The organism is Sphingomonas sp. LHG3443-2 (assembly GCF_049896405.1).
Taxonomy (GTDB): Bacteria; Pseudomonadota; Alphaproteobacteria; order Sphingomonadales; family Sphingomonadaceae; genus Sphingomicrobium.
The window spans coordinates 2,511,831-2,528,295 of sequence record NZ_JAFCUG010000001.1 but is presented as its reverse complement, the minus strand read 5'-3'; the positions used below and the strand labels follow the sequence as shown (position 1 = coordinate 2,528,295).

Annotated in this window: 18 protein-coding genes and 1 pseudogene; 5 read left to right on the top strand and 14 right to left on the bottom strand. The window is 66.7% G+C overall.

The features are described from left to right. Position 1: 1 nt before the first annotated feature. Positions 2–316: a hypothetical protein gene (locus ACP69Z_RS12715; protein ID WP_426267834.1), complete on the top strand. Its 315-nt coding sequence runs from the start codon at positions 2–4 to the stop codon at positions 314–316. Here the strand turns inward: ACP69Z_RS12715 and hemW are convergent. The 3 genes from hemW to rph are packed head-to-tail and all read right to left on the bottom strand — an operon-like array spanning position 283 to position 2,749. Further along, positions 283–1,449, bottom strand: coding sequence for a radical SAM family heme chaperone HemW (gene hemW / locus ACP69Z_RS12710; protein WP_426267833.1), 1,167 nt, complete (start codon positions 1,447–1,449; stop codon positions 283–285). The genes ACP69Z_RS12715 and hemW overlap by 34 nt on opposite strands. Further along, positions 1,434–2,042, bottom strand: coding sequence for an RdgB/HAM1 family non-canonical purine NTP pyrophosphatase (rdgB, locus tag ACP69Z_RS12705; protein WP_426267832.1), 609 nt, complete (start codon positions 2,040–2,042; stop codon positions 1,434–1,436). Before rdgB ends, hemW begins: the two co-directional genes overlap by 16 nt. Continuing rightward, complete coding sequence (rph, locus tag ACP69Z_RS12700) at positions 2,039–2,749, bottom strand: ribonuclease PH (RefSeq protein WP_426267831.1); 711 nt, start codon at positions 2,747–2,749, stop codon at positions 2,039–2,041. Before rph ends, rdgB begins: the two co-directional genes overlap by 4 nt. A 108-nt stretch (positions 2,750–2,857) precedes the next feature. Here rph and hrcA point away from each other — a divergent pair, with 108 nt between their 5' ends. Together hrcA and ACP69Z_RS12690 are read left to right on the top strand one after the other, a co-directional pair. Further along, a complete protein-coding gene (gene hrcA, locus ACP69Z_RS12695) occupies positions 2,858–3,889 on the top strand; it encodes a heat-inducible transcriptional repressor HrcA (RefSeq protein ID WP_426268109.1) in 1,032 nt (343 codons plus the stop codon). Positions 3,890–3,891: 2 nt separating this feature from the next. Continuing rightward, entirely contained in the window at positions 3,892–4,425 is a 534-nt protein-coding gene (locus ACP69Z_RS12690) for a nucleotide exchange factor GrpE (RefSeq protein WP_426267830.1), read from the top strand. Between the two features lie 71 nt (positions 4,426–4,496). On the opposite strand, the gene ACP69Z_RS12685 is transcribed toward ACP69Z_RS12690, so the two are convergent. From ACP69Z_RS12685 to ACP69Z_RS12675, 3 genes are all read right to left on the bottom strand, one after another. Then, positions 4,497–5,675 carry a TonB-dependent receptor domain-containing protein gene (locus ACP69Z_RS12685; RefSeq protein ID WP_426267829.1) on the bottom strand — a complete coding sequence of 393 codons (1,179 nt, stop codon included), beginning with the start codon at positions 5,673–5,675 and terminating at the stop codon, positions 4,497–4,499. Then, the gene (locus tag ACP69Z_RS12680) at positions 5,633–6,283 is read right to left on the bottom strand and encodes a TonB-dependent receptor plug domain-containing protein (RefSeq protein WP_426267828.1); all 651 of its coding nucleotides are present in this window, start codon (positions 6,281–6,283) and stop codon (positions 5,633–5,635) included. The genes ACP69Z_RS12685 and ACP69Z_RS12680 overlap by 43 nt, the downstream gene beginning before the upstream one ends. A 265-nt stretch (positions 6,284–6,548) precedes the next feature. Further along, on the bottom strand, positions 6,549–7,016 hold the full coding sequence (locus ACP69Z_RS12675; RefSeq protein ID WP_426267827.1) for a vgr related protein: 468 nt from the start codon (positions 7,014–7,016) through the stop codon (positions 6,549–6,551). Between the two features lie 77 nt (positions 7,017–7,093). On the opposite strand from ACP69Z_RS12675, the gene ACP69Z_RS12670 reads away from it, so the two are divergent. Both ACP69Z_RS12670 and fabF read left to right on the top strand, forming a co-directional pair. Further along, a complete protein-coding gene (locus ACP69Z_RS12670; protein WP_029940227.1) occupies positions 7,094–7,330 on the top strand; it encodes an acyl carrier protein in 237 nt (78 codons plus the stop codon). A gap of 106 nt (positions 7,331–7,436) precedes the next feature. Further along, positions 7,437–8,693: a beta-ketoacyl-ACP synthase II gene (fabF, locus tag ACP69Z_RS12665; protein ID WP_426267826.1), complete on the top strand. Its 1,257-nt coding sequence runs from the start codon at positions 7,437–7,439 to the stop codon at positions 8,691–8,693. Positions 8,694–8,706: 13 nt separating this feature from the next. On the opposite strand, the gene mltG is transcribed toward fabF, so the two are convergent. The 8 genes and pseudogenes from mltG to acs form a co-directional block, all read right to left on the bottom strand. Continuing rightward, entirely contained in the window at positions 8,707–9,672 is a 966-nt protein-coding gene (gene mltG / locus ACP69Z_RS12660) for an endolytic transglycosylase MltG (RefSeq protein ID WP_426267825.1), read from the bottom strand. Continuing rightward, positions 9,669–10,046 carry an SH3 domain-containing protein gene (locus ACP69Z_RS12655; protein WP_426267824.1) on the bottom strand — a complete coding sequence of 126 codons (378 nt, stop codon included), beginning with the start codon at positions 10,044–10,046 and terminating at the stop codon, positions 9,669–9,671. The genes mltG and ACP69Z_RS12655 overlap by 4 nt, the downstream gene beginning before the upstream one ends. Continuing rightward, positions 9,979–10,338, bottom strand: coding sequence for a MarR family transcriptional regulator (locus tag ACP69Z_RS12650; RefSeq protein WP_426268108.1), 360 nt, complete (start codon positions 10,336–10,338; stop codon positions 9,979–9,981). The genes ACP69Z_RS12655 and ACP69Z_RS12650 overlap by 68 nt, the downstream gene beginning before the upstream one ends. Positions 10,339–10,459: 121 nt before the next feature. After that, positions 10,460–11,860, bottom strand: coding sequence for a leucyl aminopeptidase family protein (locus ACP69Z_RS12645; protein ID WP_426267823.1), 1,401 nt, complete (start codon positions 11,858–11,860; stop codon positions 10,460–10,462). 45 nt (positions 11,861–11,905) lie between these two features. Next, positions 11,906–12,687 (bottom strand): annotated as a pseudogene (locus tag ACP69Z_RS12640) (SDR family oxidoreductase). Then, a complete protein-coding gene (rimO, locus tag ACP69Z_RS12635) occupies positions 12,668–14,053 on the bottom strand; it encodes a 30S ribosomal protein S12 methylthiotransferase RimO (RefSeq protein WP_426267822.1) in 1,386 nt (461 codons plus the stop codon). Before rimO ends, ACP69Z_RS12640 begins: the two are co-directional and overlap by 20 nt. A 50-nt stretch (positions 14,054–14,103) precedes the next feature. After that, positions 14,104–14,607, bottom strand: coding sequence for a DUF3833 family protein (locus ACP69Z_RS12630; protein ID WP_426267821.1), 504 nt, complete (start codon positions 14,605–14,607; stop codon positions 14,104–14,106). After that, entirely contained in the window at positions 14,585–16,465 is a 1,881-nt protein-coding gene (acs, locus tag ACP69Z_RS12625) for an acetate--CoA ligase (protein ID WP_426267820.1), read from the bottom strand. The genes ACP69Z_RS12630 and acs overlap by 23 nt, the downstream gene beginning before the upstream one ends.

The following is a 16,465-nucleotide window of genomic DNA, read 5'->3' as shown; positions in this document are numbered from 1 at the left end:
GGTGATGCTTACAACACTGATGATGGTGGCGGCCGCGGCGACGATGCAGGCGGACGGGTCGACGCAGCGCAAGGCGTTTACGACCTGCCTGCGCACAACAGCCGAGCAGGCGCAAAAGGACAAGAAGACGTCGGCTGATTTCGACGGCATCGCGCGAGCTGGCTGCTCGGCGGAGATGACCGCCTTCCGCTCGGCACTGGTAGCCTTCGACGTGAAGAACGGCCGCGGGCGCAAGACTGCGGAAAGCGACGCCGACCAGCAGATCTCCGACTATGTCACCACTTATGCGGAGCGCATCACCGCCGACGGCGGCTGAGGATCGGCAATCTGCCCGAGGATATGGTCGAGTAACAGGCGGCCGGCGGGCGTCGTTCGGAGGCGCTCGCCCGATTTGGTGAGATGACCGCTTGCGACAAGACGAGCGACCGCGCGTTCGTCGAGAAGACGGTCGAGGCCGAAGCGATTGGCAATGTCGTGCGGCACGATGCCTTCGGCCAGACGAAGGCCCATGACCAGCGCTTCGTCGGCCGACTCGATTGGAGACAGCGGCGCTTCCTCGACGATGCCGTGACCGTTGCGTGATAGGCCCGAAAGAAAGTTCTCGGGCTTCTTGTGCCGCACGGTGCGGGCGCCGAGGCGGCGGCCATGCGCGCCTGGGCCAATGCCGGCGTAGTCGCCATAGCGCCAGTAAGTGAGGTTGTGGCGGCTCTCCTGTCCGGACCGCGCGTGATTGCTGATTTCATACAACGGCAGCCCGGCCTCGGCGGTGATCGCACCGGTCATCTCGTAGAGATCGGCAGCGGTATCTGCATCTGTAGGCTCAAGCTTGCCTGCCGCATGCATCGCGGCGAAGCGCGTGCCGGGCTCGATGGTCAATTGGTAAAGCGAGAGGTGCCCGGTGCCGAGCGCCAACGCGCGGGTCAGCATCGTTTGCCAGTCGACAGCGGATTGGCCGGGCAGGGCGTAGATGAGGTCAAATGTGACGCGGTCGAAATTTGCCTGTGCGACGTCAAGCGCGGCGAGACCTTCGCTTGCCGAGTGGGCGCGGCCGAGGAAGCGCAGGGCGGCGTCATCGAGCGATTGGAGGCCGAGGCTGACGCGGTTGATGCCCGCGCTTGCAAGATCGGCGAAGCGCGCGGCCTCGACCGAAGAGGGGTTGGCTTCGAGCGTGATCTCGATGTCGTCGGCCGCCGGCCAGTGGCGTCGCGCGGCGCTGATCAGGGCTTCGGCGGTCGCAGGGTCCATTAGCGAGGGCGTTCCGCCGCCGAAGAAGATACTAGTCAGCCGGCGATCCGGCAGCAGCGCCGCTTCGTAGGCGAGGTCGGCAAGCAGCGCCTCGCGCCACGCCTGCTGGTCGATCGATTCGCGGACGTGGCTGTTGAAGTCGCAATAGGGGCATTTGCTGACGCAGAACGGCCAGTGGATGTAGAGGGCTAGGTCGCCAGCCATCGCACCAGTTGCTCGAACGCCTTGGCGCGATGGCTCATGGCGTGCTTGGCCGCAGGCTCCATCTCGCCGAAGGTCTGCTCATGGCCGTGGGGCACGAAGACCGGATCATAGCCGAAGCCGTTGGACCCGCGCGGCGGCCAGACGAGGTGACCGAACACTTTGCCTTCGAAGCTTTCGGCACGGCCGTCGGGCCAGGCGAGCGACAAGGCACAGGTGAAATGCGCATCGCGGCCGGCTTCCGGCCCAGCGGCCTCCAGCGCTTCTTCGACCTTCTGCATCGCGCGGCCGAAGTCGCGGTGGCCGCTTTCGTCTTCGGCCCAGCGGGCGGAGTGAATGCCCGGCTCGCCGTTCAGCGCATCGACGCTGAGGCCACTGTCATCGGACAAAGCGGGGAGGCCGGCGAGGTCGGCGGCGGCGCGAGCCTTGAGCTCGGCGTTGGCGATGAAGCTGGTGCCGGTTTCCTCGGGCTCGGGCAAGTCGAGCTCGGCCGCGCCGACGCACTCGATTCCAAACGGCGCAACCAGCGCACGGATTTCGCGCAGCTTGCCTTCGTTGTGGGTGGCGATGACCAGCTTTGGCCCGACCGCGTTCACCGGCCGCATGCCTTAAGCTGTGCCGCGAAGATGTCGCCGCAGCCGATCCGGGCGAGGCGGAGCAAGCGAAGCAGTCCTTCCTCATCGAATGTCGCGCCCTCGGCGGTGAGTTGGGCTTCGACGATCGCGCCATCAGCGGTGAGGACGAAGTTGCCGTCGCTGCCCGCGGTCGAATCCTCGAGATAATCGAGGTCGAGGACGGCGGTGTCCTGGTGGAAACCGCAGCTTACGGCGGCGACCTGAGTGCGAATGGGATCGGCGGAGAGCTTGCCCATGATGCCGTCCACCGCAAGGCGCATCGCGACCCAGGCGCCCGAGATGGCGGCGGTGCGGGTGCCGCCGTCGGCCTGGATGACATCGCAGTCGAGGACGATCTGGCGTTCGCCCAGCAGCGATAGGTCGGTGACGGCGCGGAGCGAGCGGCCGATTAGGCGCTGAATCTCCTGGGTCCGGCCCGACTGCTTGCCCTTGGCGGCCTCGCGCGCGCCGCGGGTGTGGGTGGCGCGGGGGAGCATGCCATATTCGGCGGTGACCCAGCCCTGCCCCTTGCCGCGAAGGAACGGCGGGACCTTTTCCTCGAGGCTGGCGGTGACCAGCACGCGGGTGTCGCCGAAGCTGACGAGGCAGGAGCCTTCGGCGTGCTTGGTGAAGCCGGGCTCGAAGCTCAGGGTCCGCATCTGGTCGGGGGCGCGGCCGGATGGGCGCATCGGTCGTATCTCCTGATAATGGTTCGGCACGCCTCTACTCGCTTGGGCCCCGAAGTCGAGGCGCGAGCTAGAATTGAGCGGAGGCCCAGGCGTGACTACATGACCCCCATGACCCCGCCGCTACCCGAACTGACAACCCGGATGCGCGACATCTTCGGCCTGGTGGTCGAGGCGTATCTGGAGCGGGGGCAGCCAATTGGGTCCAAAGCGCTGACGGGCGCCGTAAACCTGTCACCGGCTTCGATCCGATCGGTGCTTGCCGAGCTGGAGGAGCGCGGGCTGCTGACCCATCCGCATACCTCGGCGGGGCGGCTGCCTACGGAAACCGGCCTGCGACTCTTCGTCGACGGCATCATGCAGTCGCACCTGCCAAGCGTGGAGGAGCGCGCAGCGATCGAGCGGCAGGTGCGCGATCGGCCCCTGGAAGAGGCCCTGGCCAATGCCACTGCAGCCTTGTCAGGCCTGTCGGCCTGCGCCGGGGTGGTTGTCGCGCCCAAGATCGAGCGGCGGCTGCGCCAGCTTGCGTTTGTGCCACTCGGCCCCGGGCAGGCGCTTGCCGTGGTGGTCGGTGAGGATGGCAGTGTCGAAAACCGGATGGTTGCGCTACCGCCGGGGCTGACCGCCGCGGCTTTGGCCGAGATCGCCAATTTCGTCACCGCGCGGCTCGCCGGGCTGACACTGGCGGAGGCGGAAGGACGGTTGCGGCAGGAGATCCGGGAGCGGCGCGAGGCGCTGGATGCGGCGGCGGCGGAGCTGGTCGCGACCGGGCTTGCCGAATGGCGTGAGGATGGACCTCAGCGCCCGGTTCTGATCGTTCGCGGTCAGGCCAACCTGCTCGACGAAGCGGCGGCGCTCGATCTCGAACGAGTGCGCAAACTGCTGGACGAGCTGGAAGACCGTCAGGAGATCGTGCGCCTTCTGGAGGGAGCGCGTGAGGGCGAAGGGTGCCGCATCTTCATCGGCTCCGAGAATCGGATGTTCGCCCTGTCGGGCTCGAGCGTCATCGCAGCACCCTATCGCGGCGCCGAAGGCAAGGTAGTGGGCGTGGTAGGAGTGATCGGGCCGACGCGGTTGAACTATGCCCGCATCGTGCCCATGGTTGATTATACGGCGCAAGCACTCACCAGATTGATGGGATAAGAATGACCGATCGTCACGACGAGGCCGAGGAAATCCGCGCGGAAACGGCGGAAAACAGCCCCGAGCTGCAGGAACATGACCAGTTTGCCGAACTTCAGGCTAAGCTCGAAGATGCGCAGGCCAAGGCGCTTTATGCGGCGGCTGAAGTGCAGAACGTTCGCCGCCGTGCCGAGCAGGAGCGGGTGCAGGCGGTGACCTATGCCAACACTGGGTTCGCCCGCGACATGTTGAGCGTGAAGGACAATCTCGACCGCGCGCTAAGCCACATTCCTGAAGGCGCCCGCGAAGGTGAGCTCAAGAACTTTATCGAGGGCATTGAGGCAACGGCGCGAGAACTGGACGCGGTGTTCGGCCGTAACGGCGTGACCCGGGTCGAAGCCAAGGGCCTGCCGCTCGATCCCAACCGCCACCAGGCGATGATCGAGATCCCGAGCGATGCCGCGCCCGGCACGATCGTCGAGGAAATGCAGGCGGGTTACGTGCTGAAGGATCGCCTGCTGCGGCCGGCGCTAGTCGGCGTCGCCAAGGCAGGCTGAGCTTTTTACTGAGCTAAGAAAGAGGGCTCGGCACCACCCAGTGCCGGGCCCCTTTTTGTTTATGCAGTTCCTTAGCCGCGTACCGGCGCCACCGGCGGCGGAGGCGGTGCCGGGCAGGTGTCGGTCGCCAGGATCACCGAGCCGTCGCCGCAGGTCTGCGTCGGGGGCGGTGCAGGCGGGGGCGGAGGCGGCGGCGGCAGCGGCGGCGCTTCCGCCCGGCTCGAAGCGAACTTGAAGCGCATCGTCAGCCCGATTTCACGCGGACGGCCGATGTTGTAGCCGAGCCGGGCACGGCCACCGCGTTCACGGTCGAACGACAAGAGCGCATTCTCGTCGAACAGATTGTTGGCATAGAGCTGGATGCCGAGGCCGCTGTCGAAGTCGATTCCCGCCGACAGGTTTACCAGATCGTAGGCTGGGAGCAGGAGATTGACCGTGGTCGAGGCAGTCGCCGGCGCTCCGTTGAAGGCGAGACCCGAGACAAACGTCCGAGGATTGTTCTCCTGGTCGGCGGGCTGCGTGTAGCGATTGCCGACCCGTTGCCAGCTTGCCGAGACATACCATTCGGCGCGGTCGCTGAAGCGGCTGCCATAAGTCGCCGAGGTAGCGAACTGATATTTCGGAACGCTTGGCAGGCGGTTGCCGTTACGAATGCCCGTGGCAGCGGCGAGGGCACCGGGGAGGGTGGTGTCGAATTCGGCATTCACCACGCTGCCGGCGAAGCTGAGGTCGAAGCCGGCGAAGGGCCGCACGTTGAATTCGGCTTCGAGGCCGCGGGTGTGAGCCTTGTCGACGTTGAACACCACACGGCTCGAGCAGCTGCCTGCGTCGAGCGTGACCTGCAGGTTCTTGATGTCGGTGTAGAAGGCCGCGGCGTTGAAGGTGACCGGGCCTTGGCTGTATTTCACGCTGCCTTCGTAGTTCCACAGCGACTCGTCGTCGTAATTTTGGAAGCCGCCGAACAGCGCCCGGTCGGCTGGTGAGCAGAGCGGCAGGTTCAGCGGATCGTTGACCCCGCCGAGGCGGAAGCCCTTGGCCGCCTGGAGGTTGAGGGTGGAATTGCGGCTGGGCTCGAACGAGACGATCGAACGCGGGCTGAAGCCGTTGGAGCTGGTCTTGTCGCCGATCCGGCGGTCGCCATTGGCGAACAGGCCGACCGAGATGAAATTGCGGCTTTCGGAGAAGTCGTAGAAGCGGCCGCCCCCGGTCAGCTTGACCATGCCAAAGTCGTAGTTCGCTTCGCCGAACACGGCCTTCTGCTTGATGTCGCAGGGAATGTCGGCGTTGTAGGCGAATTAGCCGGGAAGCCGTTGCGGACGGGGGCCGACGTCCCGGCGCCAAGCGTCGCGTCGGTGGCGGCATCATAGCCAGGGGTAGGCAGCCGCTGCGTGTACTCGCGATCGACCATGGAGTAGAACCCGCCAAGCACCCACGAGAAGGGTCCGGTGCGGTCGGTGCGCGGCTGATTGGTGATATAGCGGATGGTGCCGCCGACGCTGTCCGACCCGAACAGGGTGCCTTGCGGGCCGCGCAAGGTCTCGACGCGGTTCAGGTCGAACAGGTCGAAGTCGGGCGTGAACAGCGACAGCGAGACGATGCTTTCGTCGAGGTAGACGCCGACCTGCTCTTTCACGCCGGGCTGATCGCGAACGATCTGGCCCGCGGGCACGCCGCGCACGCTGACCTGGCTCTGCCCCGGTCCGAGGTTCTGGACCTGCAGGCCGGCGACGTTGCGGCTGATGTCCTCGATCGTCCCGGCATTGGCCCGCTGGATGTCCTCCTGCGTCTGCGCATTATCGAGAAGGGCACGTCCTGAACCTCGACGCGGGCTTTGTCGCGGTGACGATGATGTCGCCAAGGCTGGTCTCGTTCCCATCCGGTGCGGGATCGCTGACCGTGGCGGTTGCTCCCTGCGCCTGGGCTTCACCCGCGGTCTGCGCGGCGGCCGGCCCGGCAAGCACAAAGGCTGCGGTGCTCGCGAGCAAGGTCCGGTGGCCCGGCTGACAGGCGCATGGCGGTCTCCCCCTCTTTTTCGTTACGGAGTGCAAGCGAACTTACGATGACGTCAAGTCGAGCGGTCGTGCGCCCATGTGGGCGTTCAACCCACAGTTGCGGCTTTGTTGCTACAGGTTACTGAAGGGTAGCAGGGGCTCGATCTGAGCAAGGTCGGCGGCTTTCACCGGCTTGATTCCGCGGCGCTGGAGAAAGGCGTGGCGGACGAGTTCGGCCTGCTGCTCAAGGCCGTAGCGCAGAAACGGGCGGCCTTCGCGATACTGGTAGGCGTAGCGGCAGAAGGGGTGGCGCATCAGCGGCAGGTAGAAGCGGCCCGCGCGGCCCGTCTGCCAGACATGCGTCATCTCGTGGATAAAGAGGCCTTGCAGTGCCCAGTCAGCCTGGCTGAAGTCCTCGCGCCAATTGGGATCGCCAGGGTGGAAATGGATGTGGCCGCACGGCGCCATGACGATTCCGCGCGGCTGGAACGGCCACCATTTGCGCCGCACCAGCTTCACGCCCGCATAGTTGATGGCCTCGCCGAACACCGATCGAGCCATCTCGATTTCGCCTCGCGTGAGGGGACGCTCGGGCGTCATGGGATACATCCTCTTGGCAACGCGCAAGCGCCTCGCTAACGCACTGGCCAAAGGTTTCACGGAAGGAAAGTGTTGAGATGAGCGAGACCGCAGAACGGGTGAAGAAGATCGTTGTGGAGCACCTGGGCGTCGAAGCCGAAAAGGTGACGGAAGAAGCGAGCTTCATCGACGATCTCGGTGCCGACAGCCTCGACATCGTCGAGCTGGTCATGGCGTTCGAGGAAGAATTCGGCGTGGAGATCCCCGACGACGCGGCGGAGAAGATCACCACCGTCAAGGATGCGATCGACTACATCGACCAGCATCAGGGCTGAGCCCGTCCAAACGGGTTCGCCGAGGCGATACGAACAGGCTCGGCGCTGCTGCCGGGCCTGTTTCCGTATCCGGGCCTGATCAAAAGTCTTCGGAAGGGGAAAGTTTATGCGTCGTGTCGTGGTCACGGGTCTGGGTCTGGTGACGCCGCTGGGTGCGGACGTCGAGACGACTTGGCGCAACATCCTCGCGTCCAAGAGCGGGGCAGGCCCGATCACGCGCTTCAACGCGTCCGGCTACAAGTGCCAGATCGCCTGTGAGGTGAAGCCCGCTGATCACGAATTTGGCTTCGATCCGGGCAAGCGAGTCGATCACAAGATCCAGCGGCAGGTCGATCCCTTCATCGTGTTCGGCCTCGACGCGGCCGGGCAAGCGCTCGAGGACGCCGGCCTCACCGACATGCCGGACGAGATGAAGCTGCGCGCGGGCTGCTCCATCGGCAGCGGCATCGGTGGTCTTCCGGGAATTGAGAGCGAAAGCCTTGTGCTGGCCGAAAAGGGGCCGGGCCGAGTGTCGCCGCACTTCGTCCATGGGCGGCTCATCAACCTCATCTCCGGGCAGGTCTCGATCCGTTACGGGTTGATGGGACCGAACCATGCGGTGGTGACCGCCTGCTCGACCGGCGCGCATTCGATCGGCGACGCGGCGCGGATGATCCGTGACGACGATGCCGACATCATGGTCGCGGGCGGCGCCGAGGCGACGATCTGCCCGATCGGCGTTGCCGGCTTCGCCCAGGCGCGCGCGCTCAACATGAGCTATAACGACCGGCCCGAGCAGGCCAGCCGCCCTTATGACAAGGACCGCGACGGCTTCGTCATGGGCGAGGGCGCGGGGGTGGTGGTGCTCGAGGAATATGAGCACGCCAAGGCGCGCGGCGCGAAGATCTATGCCGAGGTGGTGGGCTACGGGCTTTCGGGCGACGCGTACCACGTCACTGCGCCACATCCGGATGGTGCGGGCGCCGAGAACTCGATGCGGATGGCCCTGCGCAAGGCCGGAATGAGCCCAAGCGACATCGACTACATCAACGCCCACGGCACCTCGACCATGGCCGACACGATCGAGCTGGCCGCGGCCAAGCGGGTATTCGGCGATGATCTCGGCGGCGCATCGATGAGCAGCACGAAGTCTGCAATCGGGCACTTGCTGGGCGGCGCGGGCGCGGTCGAAAGCATCTTCTGCATTCTCGCGATTCGCGATCAGATCGTGCCCCCGACGCTCAACCTCGACACGCCGGACGACGGGACCGAGGGCGTCGATCTCGTCCCCCATCACGCCAAGAAGCGTGAGGTGAAGGCGGTGCTGAACAATAGCTTCGGCTTCGGCGGGACCAATGCCAGCCTGGTGTTGAAGGCGGTCTAAGCCGCTTCTGTAGCTACATCTCGCCGCGAGCCCGGCGGAGGGCGAACCATTTCTGGACGTTGGCATTATGCTCCGCCAGCGTCCGCGCAAACACGTGCCCGCCGGTGCCGTCGGCGACGAAGTAGATGTACTGGTGTGGCTCGGGATCGAGCACTGCGGCGATGCTGGCCCGACCAGGGTTGGCAATCGGGCCGAGCGGCAATCCGGCACGGCGATAAGTGTTGTAGCCGGTGTCGGCGTTCAGCTCGGATCGCAGGATCCGGCGGCCGAGCGGCTTGCCCTTGGTCACCGGGTAGATGACCGTTGGGTCGGCATCGAGCTTCATGCCGATCTTGAGCCGATTGCAATACACACCGGCGACCGCGCGGCGCTCGGCAGGCTTGCCGGTTTCCTTTTCGACGATGGAGGCAAGCGTGACCGCTTCCTGCGGCGTCGACACCGGGCAGGTGCCGACCTTCCGCTTCGGCCACAGCTCGGCCAGCGTACGATTCATCGCCGCCTTCATCCGCGCCGCCACGGCCGCTCGAGGCTCGCCGCGGGCAAAGCTGTAGCTGTCGGGAAGGACCGATCCTTCTGCGATCTCGGGCACCGGTCCGCTCAGGAAGGCCACGGCGGCGAGCTTCTCGGCGACGAGGATGCTCGGCATGCCCTCGGGAACGGTGACGAGGCGCTGAACGGGCTGACCGTGCTGCAAAATATCGAGCAACTGCGCGCCGCCGGTGCTGGCCGGGATCTTGAACTCGCCGGCCTGGATGCCGTCGGGCGAGCCAAAGAGGCGGGCGGCGAGCCGGTAGGTGGTGCAATTGCCGGGGATGAGGCTGCGGTGCTCCAGCTCTGGGCAAAGGCTGGTGAGCGTTGCTCCTTCAGTGACCGTGACGGTTTCGGCCTTGGACGTCCCGCCACCCTGCCACAGCAACAGAAAGGCTGCCGCCGCGGCGATCAGCCCCAGAATGGGAAGCGCGACGAGAAGCCGCTTCATGCGGTCAGGGCAGCGGCCGGAACATAGCCGACAAGGCCGCCGGCATAGCCCCAGGCCCAGCCGCCGCGCTTGTCGAGGATGCGGACGGAAGCGCCGGCCTCAAGCTCACCCAACTGCTCGCTGTCGTCAGAAGGAGCGGCGTGAAGCGTGGCGGCGCGCCTCAGATGACATTCGAGCGGTTCGACATAGTGCGACGCGATAACGGTGCCGGCGAGCGCAATGTCGGCCAGATCCTGGCGGTACGCGTGAGTGGTGGGGTCCGGATGAGCGGACGGTCCGGCCAGGGAAAAACCGCCGACCGGCGCCTCAGCGATGGGCGTGAGCGAGCTGCCCGAGAGCCGGTCGCCGATCTGCGTCGCCGCGGTCGCCGCCACGCTCGCTACCCCTGATGTTGCGCTTGAACCCTTCAAGGAAATCCGCCCCGCTGCTGGTCCGGACGACAAACACGTTTCGGCGGTCGTCCTGGTCTCGTTCGCGGCGCAGATAGCCGAGCGCACCCAAGGTATTCAAGGCGCGGGTGACAACGGGCTTGGAAACACCAAGGACCCGGGCAAGGCCGCGGACCGTGTGTGGGCCGGGGGTGAGGTAAACGATCATCAGCAGAGCCATTTGCCGATTGGTCAGGTCGGGTTCGCCCGACCGGACGTAACCAACAAGGGCCCGCATCCACCCGCTTAGCGATGCATCGCTCATTGGTCCGCAAACTCCTCGCCTGCCTAGCGTGCCCTGTTAACCGGCGAGGAACCGAAATGTTGCGCCCGAGCGAACTTGGATTGAAAAACAGTCGCTAAGAGCGACGGAACCGGCGCGACAGCGCGGCGTGCACGGCGCGGAGCCCAAGCGCCTCGCCGCCCTTGGGTCGGCCCGGCTTTGGCGTGGGGCGCCAGGCGAAGGTGTCGAGGTGCGCCCAGGCAGAGCCTTCGGGCACGAAGCGGCGCAGGAAGAGGGCGGCGGTGATGGTGCCGGCGAAGGGCGAGTCGGCGCTGTTGGAGAGGTCGGCGAGGTCGCTTTTCAGCATGTCGTCATAGCCATCCCACAGCGGCAGCCGCCACAGGGGGTCGCCGACCTCGGTCCCAGAGGCAAGGAGGTCGGCAGCGAGGCCATCATCGTTGCTGAAAGTAGCGGGCAGGTCCGGGCCGAGCGCAACACGGGCGGCCCCGGTAAGGGTGGCGAAGTCGATGATGGTCGCGGCGCCCTCTTCGCCGGCGCGGGTCACCGCGTCGGCAAGGATGAGCCGGCCTTCGGCATCGGTATTGTCGATCTCGACCTTCAGGCCGTGGCGGCTGGTGAGGATGTCGCCCGGTCGGAAGGCGCCGCCGGAGACGGCATTCTCGACCGCCGGGATCAGGAGGTGCAGTCGGACTGGCCAGCGCTCGGCAACGATCAGCCGGGCGAGCGCCAGCGCATGGGCCGCGCCGCCCATGTCCTTTTTCATCAGCCGCATGCCGGCGGCGGGTTTGAGGTCGAGGCCGCCGGTGTCGAACACCACGCCCTTGCCGATGATCGCCAGCTTCGGGTGCGCGGCATCCCCCCAGCGCGCTTCGATCAGGCGGGGAGCGCGCGACGGCAGGGCGGCTGCCCCCACCGCGTGGATCATGGGATAGCCCTGCTCCAGCGCATCACCCTTGGTTACGTCGACGTCGGCACCTGCTGCGCTGGCCCAGTCGCGCACGGCGCGCTCGAGTTCGGCGGGGCCGAGGTCACCGGCAGGGGTGTCGACGAGGTCGCGGACGAGGGCGGTAGCTTCGGCGAGACGCACGATTTCGCCGAGGCGCGCGGGTTCGGCGGTGAGGAGGACGCGCGGTCCGATCGGCGTCTCGGGCTTGCTCTTGTAGGTCGTCAGGCGATGCTGCGCGAGGAGCCAGCCGAGCGCGGCGGGACCGGGCAACATCTCACCAGCGAGGCGATAGGTGCCCTCAGGCAATCGCTCGGCCGCGGCGGCGAGGCACCAGGGGGTAAGCGCGGAGAGCTTGGCAACGCCGACAAGCGCCTCCCACTCGTTCGGCGATGAGCCGGGAATAAGCAGTAGCTGTCCGGCCTTGGCCTCGAAGCGAGCCGCCTCGACCAGCGCTCGGCGCGGGCCGGCGTGGGCCTTGAGCCATTCGGGCAGGAGGGCCGTGTCGATCAGGTGGAGCGAGCGGGCGGGCTCACCGCGGTCGGGGCGGAGCAGGGCGGCAAAATCGGTCATCGCCACGTCCTTAGCCGCAAATCAGGGAGGGCCGAAACCCGGTCCTCAGTCCCCCGGGCTGGCGGCGGAGCCGGCAAGGAGGCCGCCGTCGATGTGAAATTCCGAGCCGGTGACGTAGGCGCTTTCGTCGGCGGCGAGATAGGCGACCATGGCGGCGACTTCCTGCGGCGTGCCGAAGCGGCGGAGCGGGGTGTCGGCGACCATCGCCGCCATCTTCGCCTCGCGGTCGGGGCCGTCGCCGATCAGCGCTTCCCACATCGGCGTGAGGACGGCGGCGGGGTGGACGCTGTTGCAGCGGATGCGCCAGCCTTGCTGTGCGCAGTAGAGAGCCACGGACTTGCTGTGATTGCGGATCGCGGCCTTGGACGAGGCGTAGGCGGCGGCGCCGGGAATGCCGACGAGCCCTGAGCGCGAGGAGATGTTGATGATCGAGCCGTCCCCCTTCGCCTTCATCGCGCGGATCGCGTAGCGGCAGCCGAGGAAGGTGCCGTCGAGGTTGGTGCGGTGTACGGAATGCCATTCGGCGAGGCTGGCGTTCTCGGGATCGTGGGCGGTAGGCGGGCCTTCGAAACCGGTCACCCCGGCGTTGTTGACGAGGACGTCGCAAGCGGGGTGAGCCGCTCAAGCTCGGCCCAATGCTCTTCCTCGCGCACATCGAGCAGCAGGAATTCGGCGCCGAGCGCTTCGGCGGCGGGGATGCCGGCGGCCTCGTCGACGTCGGTCATCACCACGCGGGCGCAGTCGTCGCGGAACCGCGCGGCGATCGCCTGACCGATGCCGCGGGCGGCGCCGGTCACGATGCAGAGCTTATCCTCGAGCCGCCTCATGCGCCTGCTCCTCGACCGGAACACCGAACAGGTCGTGCTCGTCGGCTTCTTCGACCAGGACCGTGGCGAAGTCGCCGGCCGCGAGATGACCAGCGTCGCGAAGGTGGACTTCACCGTCGATCTCAGGCGCGTCGGCCTTGCTGCGCCCGGTCGCGCCGCCCGTCTCGGCATCGACCGCGTCGATGATGACGTCGACGGCGGCGCCGACCTTGGCCGCGAGCTTCTCGGCCGAGATACGGGCGGTCAGCTCCATCACGCGGGCGTAACGCTCTTCCTTGACCTCTTCGGGCACGTGGCCAGGAAGGTCGTTGGCGGGCGCGCCCTCGACCGGCTCGAAGCGGAAGGCGCCGACGCGGTCGAGGCGGGCTTCGGCCAGCCACTGGAGGAGATATTCGAAATCTTCCTCGGTCTCGCCGGGGAAACCAACCACGAAGGACGAGCGGATGGCGATGTCGGGAACTTCGCGGCGCCACTGGACCAGTCGCTCGAGCACCCGGGCCTCGTTCGCCGGTCGGCGCATCGCCTTCAGCACTTTGGGGCTGGCGTGCTGGAAGGGAATGTCTAGGTACGGAAGGATCAGCCCCTCGGCCATCAGCGGCATGACCCGGTCAACGTGCGGATAGGGGTAGACGTAGTGGAGGCGGACCCACGGCTTGGTGCCGTCGGGCGCGCGAAGCTCACCCAGTGCGCGCGCTAGATCGGTCATGTGGGCGCGGACATCACCGCCCCTCCACGGCCATGCGGCGTGCTTGAGGTCGAGGCCGTAGGCGCTGGTGTCCTGGCTGATGACCAGCAGCTCGCGCGTGCCTTGTGCGAGGAGCTTCTCAGCTTCGCGCAGAATGGCGTCAGGACGGCGGCTGACGAGATCGCCGCGGATCTGGGGGATGATGCAGAAGGCGCAGCGGTGATTGCAGCCTTCGGAGATCTTCAGATAGCTGTAGTGACGCGGCGTCAGGGTCAGCTGGGGCGACGCCTGCGGCACCAGATCGAGATAAGGCGAGCGCGGCGCAGGCGCAGCGTCGTGGACGGCGGCCACCACGTCCTCGTAGGCGTGGGCGCCAGTGATCGCGAGAACGTTCGGGAAGCGCTCGCGGATGACTTGGGCCTCGCGGCCCATGCAGCCGGTGACGATGACGCGGCCATTTTCGGCCAGCGCTTCGCCGATCGCCTCGAGGCTTTCTTCCTTGGCGGAGTCGAGAAAGCCGCAGGTGTTGACGAGCACGACGTCGGCGCCTTCGTAGTCGGCGCTCATCTGATAGCCGTCCGAGCGCAGCTGACCGAGGATCCGCTCGCTGTCGACGAGGTTCTTGGGACAGCCGAGACTGACCATGCCGACACGCGGCGGGGTGGGAAGAACAGTAGCCATGGGAAGGCTGGCGCCTTTAAAGGAAAAGTGCGGCCAAAGCTAGGCGAGTGCTATTTGCGGATGGTCTCGTTCAGCACGGCGAGGCGGATGCCATATTTGAATGCTTCCAAACGGTTGTGGATGGTGCGGCCATCCGCCTGGAGCGCGAGCTGCTGGCGGATCTTCATGCCACTTGGCGTGGTGTAGCGGATGTAGGCGCGAGGGCCGCGTAGATCCATTGCAACTATGCCCTGCGCGTCGGTCAGCGTGCCGAGGTAGCCGCCGTTTGGCAGAGTCCGGATCTTCCATAAGCGGGTGCGCGGCGGCTTTGTTCCTTCGCTGATGCGCTGGACAAGATTGAGGGTGTCGCCCTGCCGCGTCCCACGGCTTTCGACGCGGATCGGAACATCCTTACCGATGATCGGATCGAGCGTGCCCGTACCGCGGCTGTCGCCAGCGAAGAAGACGACGGGATCGAGGGGGGCCTGCCCGGCGGGCAAATCGGTGCGTGTGCAGCCGGCCAGCGCGGCCGCGAGAACGACGGCGAAAGCTTTAGCGATCGCGGACGAGCGCATCGACGACCCCTGGATCGGCAAGCGTGCTGGTATCGCCGAGCTGGTCGAGCTGGCCTTCGGCGATCTTGCGCAGGATTCGGCGCATGATCTTGCCCGAGCGGGTCTTGGGCAAACCCGGGGCAAACTGGATGCGTTCGGGCGTGGCAAGCGCGCCGATATGCCTCCGGACTTCGCCATTGAGTTCGGTGCGGAGGGCGTCGCTGCCTTCCTCCCCGGCGTTCAGCGTGACGAAGGCGTGGATGCCTTGGCCCTTGAGGTCGTGTGGCGCGCCGACCACCGCGGCCTCGGCGACCAGCGGGTGGGCGACCAGCGCGCTTTCGACCTCGGCGGTGCCAATGCGGTGCCCCGAGACATTGATGACGTCGTCAACCCGGCCGGTGATCCAATAGTCGCCATCCTCATCCCGGCGGCAGCCGTCACCGGTGAAATAGAGGCCGGGGTAGGTCGAGAAATAGGTGTCGATGAAGCGCTGCGGATCGCCCCACACGGTGCGCATCTGGCCGGGCCACGAGCCCCGCAGGCAGAGGTTGCCGCTGACGTCGTCGCCGTGGATCTCGCGCCCTTCGGCATCGACCAGCAGCGGCTCGATCCCGGGCAGGGGCCGGGTGGCGCTGCCGGGCTTCATCGAGGTGGCGCCCGGAAGCGGGGTCATCAGCACGCCGCCGGTCTCGGTCTGCCACCAGGTGTCGACGATGGGGAGGCGACCGTCGCCGACCACGTCGTGATACCAGCGCCAAGCCTCGGGATTGATCGGCTCGCCGACGGTGCCGAGCAGGCGGAGGCTGTCGCGACGATGCTTCGTCACGGGCTCGTCGCCCTCGCGCATCAGCGCGCGGATGGCGGTGGGGGCGGTGTAGAGGATGGTGACGCCGAGGCGGTCGATGGTCTCCCACAGGCGCGAGGCGTCGGGGTGGGTCGGGACGCCGTCGAACATGACGGTGGGGGTGCCGGTCATCAGCGGCCCGTAAAGCGTGTAGCTGTGCCCGGTGATCCAGCCAATGTCGGCGGTGCACCAGAACAGGTCGCCGGGCTCGGGATCGAACACCCAGTCGAAGGTGGTCGCGACCCACACCGCATACCCACCGGTAGTGTGGACCACGCCCTTGGGCTTTCCGGTCGAGCCTGAGGTGTAGAGGATGAACAGCGGATCTTCGGCTGCCATCGGCTCGGCGGAGCAGTCGGCGGAGAGACGCCCACGATGATCTTCCCAGCGCAGATCGCGGCCTTCGCGCATGGCGACCTCACCTCCGGTGCGGGTCACGACGATCACCGTTTCGATTGCGCCTGACAGGTCGCAGGCAGCGTCGACATTGGCCTTCAGGGGAATACGCTTGCCGCCGCGCACGCCTTCGTTGGCGGTGATGACGACGCCCGCGCCGCAATCGTCGATCCGGCCGGCGAGGCTCTCGGGGGAGAAGCCGCCGAACACCACCGAATGGACCGCACCGATGCGGGCACAGGCGAGCATCGCCGCGGCCGCTTCGGGGATCATTGGCATGTAGATCATCACCCGGTCGCCCTTGGCGACTCCGCGCTCCTTCAGGAGGTTGGCGAAGCGGCAGGTGAGATCGTGCAATTCGGCATAGGTGACCGAGCGGCCGGCACCGGGCTCGTCGGGTTCGAAGACGAGCGCGGTGTCGTTGGCCTTCGCCGGCAGATGGCGATCAAGGCAGTTGACCGACAGGTTGAGGATGCCGTCCTCGTACCAGCGGATGCCGAAGCTCTCGCGGTCGTAGGACCAGTCGCCGCTTCTGGTCGGGAAACGCTCCCAGTCGAGCCGCCGCGCCTGCTCCAGCCAGAAGGCGTGGGGATCGGCCGCGTGGGCGGCATGCAGCGCGGCGAGGCTCTCCGGGGTCAT

Bases quoted from the DNA above. Each gene is read 5' to 3' on its own strand.
- ACP69Z_RS12675 (WP_426267827.1), bottom strand. From the start codon at position 7,016: ATGACGCCCGAGCGTCCCCTCACGCGAGGCGAAATCGAGATGGCTCGA.
- rimO (WP_426267822.1), bottom strand. From the start codon at position 14,053: ATGGCTACTGTTCTTCCCACCCCGCCGCGTGTCGGCATGGTCAGTCTC.
- hemW (WP_426267833.1), bottom strand. From the start codon at position 1,449: ATGGCTGGCGACCTAGCCCTCTACATCCACTGGCCGTTCTGCGTCAGC.
- ACP69Z_RS12645 (WP_426267823.1), bottom strand. From the start codon at position 11,860: ATGACCGATTTTGCCGCCCTGCTCCGCCCCGACCGCGGTGAGCCCGCC.
- hrcA (WP_426268109.1), top strand. From the start codon at position 2,858: ATGACCCCGCCGCTACCCGAACTGACAACCCGGATGCGCGACATCTTC.
- fabF (WP_426267826.1), top strand. From the start codon at position 7,437: ATGCGTCGTGTCGTGGTCACGGGTCTGGGTCTGGTGACGCCGCTGGGT.
- ACP69Z_RS12630 (WP_426267821.1), bottom strand. From the start codon at position 14,607: ATGCGCTCGTCCGCGATCGCTAAAGCTTTCGCCGTCGTTCTCGCGGCC.
- mltG (WP_426267825.1), bottom strand. From the start codon at position 9,672: ATGAAGCGGCTTCTCGTCGCGCTTCCCATTCTGGGGCTGATCGCCGCG.
- ACP69Z_RS12690 (WP_426267830.1), top strand. From the start codon at position 3,892: ATGACCGATCGTCACGACGAGGCCGAGGAAATCCGCGCGGAAACGGCG.
- ACP69Z_RS12650 (WP_426268108.1), bottom strand. From the start codon at position 10,338: ATGCGGGCCCTTGTTGGTTACGTCCGGTCGGGCGAACCCGACCTGACC.
- rph (WP_426267831.1), bottom strand. From the start codon at position 2,749: ATGCGCCCATCCGGCCGCGCCCCCGACCAGATGCGGACCCTGAGCTTC.
- ACP69Z_RS12670 (WP_029940227.1), top strand. From the start codon at position 7,094: ATGAGCGAGACCGCAGAACGGGTGAAGAAGATCGTTGTGGAGCACCTG.
- acs (WP_426267820.1), bottom strand. From the start codon at position 16,465: ATGACCCCGGAGAGCCTCGCCGCGCTGCATGCCGCCCACGCGGCCGAT.